The organism is Nonomuraea maheshkhaliensis, assembly GCF_039529435.1.
GTDB lineage: Bacteria > Actinomycetota > Actinomycetes > Streptosporangiales > Streptosporangiaceae > Nonomuraea > Nonomuraea maheshkhaliensis.
On the sequence record NZ_BAAAMU010000216.1, the window covers coordinates 1 to 9687 of the forward strand.

Here is a 9687-nt window from a genome sequence, read left to right on the forward strand (position 1 = left end):
CGAGGCGTCGCGCTTCGTCGAGCGCGGCGGGGCGGCGTCCGTACGGGTGCGGGAGCAGCAGCTCGGCGACCGTCCGCGCACGGCGCTGGAGGTGGCCGGGCTCACCCGGGCGCTCGGCGGCCGGCTGATCGCCACCGGCGGCTGCTTCGACCTGCTGCACGCCGGGCACGTGAGCCTGTTGCGCCGGGCCAGGGCGCTGGGCGACGCGCTCGTCGTCTGCGTCAACTCCGACGATTCCGTACGCCGGCTGAAGGGCCCGGCCAGGCCCGTCGTGGACGTGCACGACCGGGTCGAGGTGCTGCGGGCCCTGGGCTGCGTGGACGCCGTGGCGGTGTTCGACGAGGACACCCCCGCGGCCGTCATCGAGCAGCTCCGGCCCGACGTGTGGGTGAAGGGCGGCGACTACGAGGGGGAGGCGCTGCCCGAGTCCGAGGTCCTCGGCAGGCTCGGCGCGGAGATCGTCGTGCTGAGCACGCTGCCGGGGCGTTCGACAAGCAATCTGATCAGGGAGATCCGATGAACGTATTGATCACCGGGGGCGCGTCAGGGCTCGGCCTGGCCACGGCCGAGGCCGTGGAGAAGGAGGGCTGGAAGGCGCTCGTCGTGGACGTGCGCGAGCCCGACCAGCGCTTCGAGCACGTGACGGCGGATCTGGCCGATCGCGGGCAGGCCGAGCGGGCGGTGCGCGAGCTGGCCGAGCGGGCCGGCGGCCTGGACGCCGTCGTGACGGCGGCCGGCATCGATGCGTGCGGGCGGCTGGAGGACGTGCCGGCCGCCGACTGGGAGCGGGTGATCCAGGTGAACCTGCTGGGCACGGCCGCGGTCGTCCGGGCGGCGCTGCCGTACCTGAGGCACACCCGCGGCAAGGTCGTCACCTGTGCCTCGACGCTGGGGCTGCGTCCGCTCAGCGACGCCTCGGCGTACTCGGCCTCGAAGTTCGGCGTCGTCGGCTTCACCAGGGGGCTGGCCATCGAGACGCGCGGGGAGATCGGGGTGACCCTGCTGATCCCCGGCGGCATGCGGACGGGCTTCTTCGACGGCCGTCCCGAACAGTACAGACCGGGTCCGGAGGCCGGGCTGAACGATCCGGCGCACGTGGCCCAGGCCGTGGTGTTCGCGCTGCGGCAGCCGGCGGGTTGCGAGGTGAGAGAGCTCGTGGTCTGCCCGTCCACGGAGACGTCATGGCCCTAGAGCTGCTGGCGCTGCGCGGGCTCGGCCTGGGCGACCTGCTCACGGCCGTGCCCGCCCTGCGGGCCCTGCGCCAGGCCTTTCCCGGGCACCGCATCACGCTGGCCGCCCCGCGCGCGCTGGGCCCCCTGCTGCCGCTGACCGGCGCGGTGGACGACCAGGTGGACGTGTCGGGTCCTGGGCCGGTGCCGTTCGAGCGGCCGGACATCGCGGTCAACCTGCACGGGAAGGGGCCGCAGAGCATCGAGGCGCTGCGGCGTACCGATCCGGGCCGGCTGATCGGCTTCGGCACCGGGCCGCCGTGGCAGGACGGCGTGCACGAGGTGCGGCGCTGGTGCGGCCTGCTGGAGTGGTACGGCATCCCCGCCGACCCGGCGGACCTGACGCTGGGCGTCTCCGACCGTACGGGGCCCGCGATCGTGCATCCGGGCGCCGCGTACCCGGCCCGGCGCTGGCCTCCCGAGCGGTTCGCCGAGGTGGCCGCGGCGCTGGACGACGTGGTCGTCACCGGGAACGAGGCGGAGGTGCCGCTGGCCGCGAAGGTGGCCGAGCTGGCCGGGCTGCCGCCCGAGCGCATGCTGGCCGGGCGCACCCGCCTGGCCGACCTGATCGACCTGGTCAGCAGGTCGAGGCTGGTGGTCTGCGGCGACACCGGCGTGGCCCACCTGGCGACGGCCTTCTGCGTGCCGTCGGTGGTGCTGTTCGGCCCGGTCTCCCCCGCTTTGTGGGGGCCGCCGCCGGGCTGGCGTCACGTGCCGCTGTGGGCGGGCAGGACGGGTGATCCGCACGGGGAGCGGGTGGACCCGGGCCTGTTGAAGATCGAGGTATCTGAAGTGGTCGAGGCTGCCTTGGAGGTCACGTCATGAGGGCTCTGGTCACCGGGGGCGCCGGGTTCCTCGGCTCCTATCTGTGCGAGCGGCTGCTGGACGAGGGTGCGGAGGTCGTCTGCATGGACAGCTTCCTCACCGGCGGGCCGCGCAACGTCGAGCATCTGCTGGAACGGCCGGAGTTCCGGCTCATCGAGTGCGACCTGACGGGGTACGTGCACGTCCCCGACCGGCTCGACCTCGTCCTGCACTTCGCCTCGGCCGCCTCGCCGGCCGACTACCTGCGTTATCCGATCGAGACCCTGCGGGTGGGCAGCGTCGGCACTCTGCACGCGCTGGGGCTGGCCAGGGAGAAGGGCGCCCGGTTCGTGCTGGCCTCGACCAGCGAGGTGTACGGCGACCCGCTGGAGCACCCGCAGAAGGAGACGTACTGGGGCAACGTCAACCCGGTCGGCCCGCGCAGCGTGTACGACGAGGCCAAGCGCTTCGCCGAGTCGCTGACCACGGCCTACCGTCAGTCGCGTGGCACCGACACGGGGATCGTGCGCATCTTCAACACCTATGGCCCGCGCATGCGCCCGTACGACGGGCGGGCCATCCCGACGTTCATCCGCCAGGCGCTGACCGGCGAGCCGATCACGATCAGCGGGGACGGCTCGCAGACCCGGTCGATCTGCTTCGTCGAGGACACCGTCGCGGGGATCCTGGCCATGGCCGGCAGCGACTTCGCCGGCCCGGTCAACATCGGCAGCCCGGACGAGCTGACCATGCTGGAGCTGGCCACGCTGATCAGGGATCTGACGGGGTCGTCGTCGGAGCTCAGGTTCGTCGACAGGCCCGTGGACGATCCCAGGGTCAGGCGGCCGGACACCGCGCTGGCGGCCGAGCGGCTCGGCTGGCGGGCGAAGGTGCCCGCCGCCGAGGGGCTGCGGCTGACGATCGAGTGGTTCGCGAGCGAGCTGGGCGCCGTCCGGCGGCTCGAACCGGTCGAACGGGTCGAGGTCGTCTAGCGCTCGTTGCCGGCGCGCAGCCAGGCGAGGTAGTCGGCGGCCCCGCGCTCGGTGTCGTACGCGGGCTCGAACCCGGTGTCATCGCGCAGCCGGGTGGTGTCGAGCCAGGTGCGGCCCCCGGCCGGGCCGCGGCCTTCGGGGAGGTCGGCGTCGGCGCCGGGGACGAGTTTCCTGATCGCCGCGGCGACCTCCCCGTTGGTGGTCAGCCGTCCCGAGGCCACGTTGTACGTGTGGTGCCGCAGCCGCTCGGCCGTCTGGAGCAGGGCGAGGGCGCGGCCGCAGTCCTTGACGTAGCACAGGTCGATGCCGTCGTCCGCGTGGGCCGTGCCCCCGATCACCGACAGGTCGGGCGCGGTGCCGCGGGCGGCGGCGTGGACGAGCTGGGGCGCGGCGAAGAACGGCGACGGATTGTGCCCGAGCGGGCCCCAGATGGCTCCGATGCGGTAGCAGACGGTCTCCAGGTCGAGGACCTGGCGCAGGTGGTCGGCCAGCAGCTCGGCGATCTTCTTGAAGCCGGGGATGGGGTGGGGCGCGGTCATCGCCAGCGGCAGGTCCTCGGCCAGCGGGCCCTCCTCGACGCCGGAGCCGCCGTACACGCCGATGGTGCCGGCCAGGCCCAGGCGGCGCACCTGCCACTCCTGGGCGGCCCGGTAGACGTTGAGCAGGCTCTTGATCGCCCGCTCCGCCCCTTCCAGGGGCTCGTGCCCGCCGGGCGGCCAGGGCATGGAGCCGGCCAGGTGCAGGATGCCGGTGATCTTGTGGCGATCGCCGACGGCGAGCAGCGCGCGCTCGTCGTGGAGGTCGGCCCGCTCGACGAACAGCCGCTCGCCGGCCTCGGCCGCGAAGGCGGCGGGGATGTCGGCGGGGCGGCGCTGGACGAGCACGCAGGACTCGCCCATGTCGAGCAGGGCGCGGGTGGTGGCCGTGCCGATGAAGCCCAGCCCTCCGGTGATGAGGATCATTGTCAGCCCTTCAAATCATCAGTACTACTGACAATCAGGCTAGCACGGCAAGGCCGGCTCTCGTGCCAGGGCCGTCCCCAAAGAAAAGGACCGGCCGTCTCCGGCCGGGCCCAGCGGGGGTGATGAGTCAGAGTGCGACGCCGAGCAGGGCGTCGGTGAGGTCCTTGACCAGGGCGGGGGCGGCGGGGTCCGAGCCGCCTTCGGTGAGGGCGCGCTCGGCCCAGTCGTCGATCGCGGCCAGCGCGCCCGGCGAGTCGAGGTCGTCGGCCAGCCGGGCACGGACCGTCGCCAGCAGCTCCTCCGCCGGCGGCCCCGACGTCAGGGCGGTGGCCGAGCGCCACCGGGCCAGCCTGCGCTCGGCCTCGGTCATCAGCCCCGGCACGTATTCCCAGTCGGCGCGGTAGTGGTGGGCCAGCAGCACGAGCCTGATCGCCATCGGGTCGTGCTCGCGCCGCAGCCGGGAGACGAAGACGAGGTTGCCCTTCGACTTCGACATCTTCTCGCCGTCGAGCGCCACCATGCCGGCGTGGGTGTAGAACTTCGCGAACGGCCACTCGCCGGTCGCGGCGTGCCCCTCGGAGGCGCCGCACTCGTGGTGCGGGAAGATCAGGTCGGAGCCGCCGCCGGCCACGTCGTAGCCGGGGCCCAGGTGGTCGAGGGCGATCGTGGTGCACTCGATGTGCCAGCCGGGGCGGCCCCGGCCCAGCGGGGAGTCCCAGGCGGGCTCCCCCGGCCGCTCGGCCCGCCACAGCAGCCAGTCGAGCGGGTCGCGCTTGCCGGGCCGTTCGGGGTCGCCTCCGCGCTCGGCGAACAGGGCGGTCATCTCCGCCTCGTCGTAGCCGGACACCTGGCCGAACTTGGGGGCGTCGGCCACGCTGAAGTAGACGTCGCCGTCGAGGTCGTAGGTGACGCCCTTGGCGGTCAGCTGGGAGATCAGGTCCGCCACCCGGCCGACGACCTCGGTGACGCCGACGTATTCGCGCGGCGGCAGGATCCGCAGCGCCTCCATGTCGCCGCGGAACAGCTCGATCTCGCGCTCGGCCAGCTCCTGCCAGTCGATGCCGGTCTGCTCCGCCCGTTCCAGCAGCGGATCGTCCACGTCTGTGGCGTTCTGCGTGTAGTGCACCTCGTGGCCGGCGTCGCGCCAGACGCGGCCCACGAGGTCGAAGGCGTGGTAGGTGTTGGCGTGGCCGAGGTGGGTGGCGTCGTAGGGGGTGATGCCGCAGACGTACATCCTGGCGACAGGACCGGGATCGGTCTGCCGCACCTGCTTGGCGGAGGTGTCGTAGAGACTCAGCGGAATGCTCTCACCTGGGAGCTTTGGAACGTTCTGGGCAGACCACGATCTCATGCCTTTGAGCCTATCCGTCCCGATCGGCGGTCAGGTCGGCGAAGTCGTACGTGACCTCGCCGGGGTCGATCACGACCTCCATCACCGACAGGGAGGCGAAGAGCCGGCCGTCGGGCAGCTCGTGCCGGATGATGAGGGCGCCGCGGTCGTCGGACGGCTCCTCCTGGATCAGCTCGCGCCAGTCGTCGCTGTCGCGGAAGCGGGGCAGGTAGGCGCGTACCCGCTCGCTCTCGGCGTCCAGGCCCGAGTTGACGACCATGCTGGTGCCGGCGGGCAGGTCGGTGCGGACCGCCCGCTCGCCGTCCCAGCTGAGCAGCCGCACCCGGGCCAGGCCGGCGAGCACCAGGTGGAAGGGGTCGTAACGGCTCAGGTCGCCTTCTGGCAGCTCTCCGGTGTACGCGGCCTTCAGCGCCAGGTCGCCCCGCGAGACCTTGGTCGTCTCCTCGGCCGCCCTGCCGTGCCCGTTGAGCAGCGCCGCCGCGCGGCGGGCCGCCGGATGCACGGCCAGCCAGGTGCCGCCCGCCTTGAGGTCGCGCCCGCCGATCACGCCCGGGTAGTCGGGCCAGTGTTCGCCCGGCCCTTCCCACGGCCGATCGGCGAACTCGTCCCGCACGCCCATGAGCGTCAGCCGGGGCCCGGTCTTCACGATCAGCGTGCACATGGTCAAAGGGTATTAAACGGGTTTGACCTACCTCAGATGGGGGGCCAGGGTATGGCCGGCCATCCTTCCGACGGGTAGGGGTGCACGCCGGTGTCGAGCAGCCGCCTGACCCGGTGCCAGGTGGCCTCGACCTCGGCCAGCGTCAGCAGCTCGCGCAGCCTGCGCCCCAGGGAGCCGGACTCCAGGTCGCGCTCCAGCTTGGCCAGCACCGCCACCGCCTCGCGGGCCAGCGGCTTGCCGCGCCACTGCCACAGCACCGTGCGGAGTTTGTCTTCCGCGGAGAAGCAGACCCCGTGGTCGACCCCGTAGACGTGGCCGGTGGGCAGCGGCAGCAGGTGGCCCCCCTTGCGGTCGGCGTTGTTGACCACCGCGTCGAACACCGCCATCCGGCGCACCACCGGGTTGCGGCTCTTGACCAGCCGCATGAGGTCGATCTCGCGCTCGGTGTCGATCCACAGCTGGCACATGCCCGGCCCGAACGGGCCGTCGCGGTAGACCGTGGGCGGCACGATGCGCCAGCCGGTGGCCTGCGAGACCTCGAAGGCGGCCACCTCGCGGGCGGCGAGGGTGCCGTCGGGGAAGTCCCACAGGGGGCGCTCGCCGCGTACGGGCTTGTAGACGCAGGCGGCCGAGCGCGCGCCCAGCTTGACCGAGCAGTAGAGCGTCATGTTGGTCGCCTCGACCAGGCGGCCCGCGACCTCGATGCTCCCGTCACGGAGCAGCGTCAGCGCCTCCTCGTCCCGCATCAGCTGCGGCTGCTGGGAGTGCTTGACGGCCGGTTCGCTCTCCGGAGCGGTCATGAAGCCGCCTCACCCCCGCGGTAGCCGTTGAGACGGACGCAGACGTGCCCGGCGGCGTCGAGCGGCTGCCCGCACAGAGGGCACGGCGGTCGGCCCGCCGCGACGATCTGCAGGGCTCGCTGGGTGAAGGCCCGCGCCGCCCCCGCGCTGATGCGCACGCGCAGCACCGCGGGATCGGCCCGTTCGAGATCGTCTTCGTCGACGGCCTCCTGCGCCTCGATCACCACTTGCGACTTCTCGGCGTCCCAGGTCAGCGCCATGGTGCCGACGCGGAAGTCCTCCGCGAGCGGCACGTCGAGAGGCGCGTCGTCGGCCAGGTCGGCCGGGGCCAGCGCCGGCACCTGGGCGGCGCCCCCGCTGAGCCGCAGCACCTCGTCGAGCAGCTCGTCCAGCCTGCCCGCGAGTGCGGCCACCTGCAGTTTCTCCAGCGCCACCGTGGTCAGTCTGCCCTCGGCCCTGGCCTGCAGATAGAAGACCCGTGCGCCCGGTTGCCCCAAGGCACCGGCGACGAACCTCTCTGGTGGGTCGTAGTCGAAGACCGGCATAGCCTGACCTTACGTGGTTCCGGGCCCGCCGCCGACGGCGGCATCGCTCCCGGTGATGTTTTCTCCCCCGTCTTTCTCCTCCGAATCCTCAGGAAGCCTCAAATCCCCCATGTCGTTAAGCCTGAGAAGAAAGGGGCGCAAGGGGGCGTAGCGAATGACGGTGAGGGCCGCCGGATCAGCCGTTATGCGCTGAAACTGATCGAGATGGAGGCCCAGGGCGTCCGCGACGATCGCCTTGATCACGTCGCCGTGGCTGCAGACCAGGTAGACACCCTTACTCCCGAGGCGCTGATTCCACTCCCTGACGGCCGCCACGGCCCGGTGCTGCATCACGGCCAGCGGCTCCCCCTCCGGGAACGTCGCCGCGCTCGGATGGGCCTGCACGACCTGCCACAGCGGCTCCTCGGCCAGTTCCTTCAGCGGCCGGCCGGTCCACGTGCCGTAGCCGCACTCGATGAAACGTTCGTCGATCGAGACATCGGCGCCGCGTCCTTCCGCGACCGCTTGCGCCGTTTCCCGGCAGCGCTCGAGCGGGCTGGAGACAATGGCGTCGAGCCTGACGCTCGCGACGCGCCCGGCGAGCGCGGCGGCCTGCGCCCTTCCCGCCTCGCTCAGATGCACCCCCGGGGTACGGCCGGCCAGCACCGGCCCGGTGAGGTCCGTAAGCCCGTGCCGGGCCAGAAGCAGCGTGGTCATCACGTAAGTGTCGCAGGCGTCGATCACAACGTTTCATCGGCCTGGACGGTAACCTGGCGGGATCATGGAGCAGCGCTATGTCGGCCTGAGCGGCCTGTCGGTGTCCCGGGTGGGGCTCGGCACGATGACCTGGGGGCGTGACACCGACGCGGACGAGGCCGCCGCCCAGCTCCGCACGTTCCTCGACGCGGGCGGCAACCTGGTCGACACGGCCGACGTCTACACCGGCGGCGACGCCGAGCGGCTGCTCGGCCGGATGTTGCGCGACTCCGTGCCGCGCTCGGAGCTGGTGATCTCCACCAAGGCCGTGGTGACGCCGACGGGCCGGCGGCCGCGCGACGCCTCCAGGCGCCATCTCATCGCCGCGGTGGACGACTCGCTCAACCGCCTCGGGCTCGACTACGTCGACCTGTGGCAGCTGCACACCTACGACGCCGAGGTGCCCCTGGAGGAGACCCTGGCCGCGCTCGACGCGATCGTCTCCTCCGGCCGGGCCGTCTACGCGGGCGTGTGCGACTACGCCGGCTGGCAGCTGGCCGCCGCCTCCGTCACCCAGAAGATGATCCCCGGCCGCATCCCGATCACCGCGGCCCAGGCCGAATACTCGCTGCTGGCCCGCGAGCCCGAGCGCGAACTGCTGCCCGCCGCGGCCCACCTGGGCGTCGGCGTGCTGGCCTGGTCGCCGCTCGGGCGCGGGGTGCTGACCGGCAAATACCGCACCGGCATCCCCGCCGACTCGCGCGCGGCGACTCCCCATTTCGCCGACTTCGTCCGCCCCTATCTGGACGAACGGTCGCGCCGGGTCGTCGAGTCCGTCATGACCGCCGCCGACGGCCTCGGCGTGTCACCGCTGGCGGTGGCCCTGTCCTGGGTACGCGACCAGCCGGGCATCGCCTCGGCCATCGTCGGGGCCCGTACGCACGCGCAGCTCAAAGGCATCCTCCCCGCGGAGGACGTGGTGCTGCCGATAGAGATCCGAGAGGCCCTCGATGACGTGTCGTCCCTCGACTGACCGGCCGTGCCCCCAGGGCCCCCAGGGCTCACAGGCGGCCGCCGGGGAACGAGAGACCTTCTCGCGTATCACTAGTCGGTACCGAATCGCAACGTTACCCGCGAAAAGCCTGCGTCTGAGGTCCGATGTCCATAAAGATTTCCTCCAGAAGCGACGCAGGAGGGGACGGATGGGGAGCAGGACCGCGATCTCGGCAGGAGTTCTCGCGGTGGCGCTGGCGGCCGTCCCGGTCGCGGCGCCTGCCGCCTCGGCCGCGGCCCAGGACTGCACGCGCGACGGGGGCCTGCTCGCCGGGGTGACCAACACGCTGTGCGACGTCGTGGGCGCGGTCACCGGCACCGTCGACACGCTCACCGGCGGCGCGACACAGCCGCTCACCGACGGGCTGGACAAGACCACCGACGAGGTGCTCGGCCGCGTGGGCCAGGCGGTCCCCACCACCAGGTCCACCCCCGACGAGCCGGCCACGCCGACCTCGACGCCGCGGCCCAGGTCCGGCCGGACACCCGATCCCGAAGGATCGGGGCAGGACTGCCTGCCGGTGCTGGCCTGCGCCAACCAGCAGGGCGTCGAACGGCTCACGCCCACGCCGCAGCCGTCGGCCGGGCAGAAGCGCCGGCCCCGCCAGGGGGCGG

The 9687-nt window shown here is 72.4% G+C and carries 12 protein-coding genes; 6 read left to right on the forward strand and 6 right to left on the reverse strand.

Features of this window, described 5'->3' with window-relative positions; translation table 11 throughout:
• The 4 genes from ABFX54_RS54605 to ABFX54_RS54620 all read left to right on the forward strand — a co-directional run.
• The coding region (locus tag ABFX54_RS54605) for an adenylyltransferase/cytidyltransferase family protein (protein WP_346115245.1) at positions 1 to 520 on the forward strand (520 nt) is incomplete at its 5' end.
• The gene (locus ABFX54_RS54610; RefSeq protein WP_346115246.1) at positions 517 to 1191 is read left to right on the forward strand and encodes an SDR family oxidoreductase; all 675 of its coding nucleotides are present in this window, start codon (positions 517 to 519) and stop codon (positions 1189 to 1191) included. The genes ABFX54_RS54605 and ABFX54_RS54610, both read left to right, overlap by 4 nt.
• On the forward strand, positions 1182 to 2054 hold the full coding sequence (locus tag ABFX54_RS54615) for a glycosyltransferase family 9 protein (protein WP_346115247.1): 873 nt from the start codon (positions 1182 to 1184) through the stop codon (positions 2052 to 2054). Before ABFX54_RS54610 ends, ABFX54_RS54615 begins: the two co-directional genes overlap by 10 nt.
• Positions 2051 to 3025, forward strand: coding sequence for a UDP-glucuronic acid decarboxylase family protein (locus ABFX54_RS54620; RefSeq protein WP_346115248.1), 975 nt, complete (start codon positions 2051 to 2053; stop codon positions 3023 to 3025). Before ABFX54_RS54615 ends, ABFX54_RS54620 begins: the two co-directional genes overlap by 4 nt.
• Here ABFX54_RS54620 and ABFX54_RS54625 read toward each other — a convergent pair.
• The 6 genes from ABFX54_RS54625 to ABFX54_RS54650 all read right to left on the reverse strand — a co-directional run bounded on the left by ABFX54_RS54625 (position 3022) and on the right by ABFX54_RS54650 (position 8040).
• Positions 3022 to 3987 carry an NAD-dependent epimerase/dehydratase family protein gene (locus tag ABFX54_RS54625; RefSeq protein WP_346115249.1) on the reverse strand — a complete coding sequence of 322 codons (966 nt, stop codon included), beginning with the start codon at positions 3985 to 3987 and terminating at the stop codon, positions 3022 to 3024. The two genes, ABFX54_RS54620 and ABFX54_RS54625, sit on opposite strands and share 4 nt — an antisense overlap.
• A 127-nt stretch (positions 3988 to 4114) precedes the next feature.
• Positions 4115 to 5338: a cysteine--1-D-myo-inosityl 2-amino-2-deoxy-alpha-D-glucopyranoside ligase gene (gene mshC / locus ABFX54_RS54630; RefSeq protein ID WP_346115250.1), complete on the reverse strand. Its 1224-nt coding sequence runs from the start codon at positions 5336 to 5338 to the stop codon at positions 4115 to 4117.
• A 10-nt stretch (positions 5339 to 5348) separates the two neighbouring features.
• Positions 5349 to 5999: an NRDE family protein gene (locus tag ABFX54_RS54635; protein ID WP_346115251.1), complete on the reverse strand. Its 651-nt coding sequence runs from the start codon at positions 5997 to 5999 to the stop codon at positions 5349 to 5351.
• Between the two features lie 32 nt (positions 6000 to 6031).
• Entirely contained in the window at positions 6032 to 6799 is a 768-nt protein-coding gene (locus tag ABFX54_RS54640; protein ID WP_346115252.1) for an SCO1664 family protein, read from the reverse strand.
• Positions 6796 to 7344 (reverse strand): DUF3090 domain-containing protein, encoded by a 549-nt coding sequence (locus ABFX54_RS54645; protein ID WP_346115253.1) that lies wholly within the window; start codon positions 7342 to 7344, stop codon positions 6796 to 6798. The genes ABFX54_RS54640 and ABFX54_RS54645 overlap by 4 nt, the downstream gene beginning before the upstream one ends.
• Positions 7345 to 7353: 9 nt before the next feature.
• Entirely contained in the window at positions 7354 to 8040 is a 687-nt protein-coding gene (locus ABFX54_RS54650; protein WP_346115254.1) for an MSMEG_4193 family putative phosphomutase, read from the reverse strand.
• A gap of 64 nt (positions 8041 to 8104) precedes the next feature.
• Between ABFX54_RS54650 and ABFX54_RS54655 the strand changes: the two genes are divergently transcribed.
• Both ABFX54_RS54655 and ABFX54_RS54660 read left to right on the forward strand, forming a co-directional pair.
• Positions 8105 to 9052, forward strand: coding sequence for an aldo/keto reductase (locus ABFX54_RS54655; RefSeq protein WP_346115255.1), 948 nt, complete (start codon positions 8105 to 8107; stop codon positions 9050 to 9052).
• Positions 9053 to 9221: 169 nt separating this feature from the next.
• On the forward strand, positions 9222 to 9687 hold a 466-nt coding region (locus ABFX54_RS54660; RefSeq protein ID WP_346115256.1), incomplete at its 3' end, for a hypothetical protein.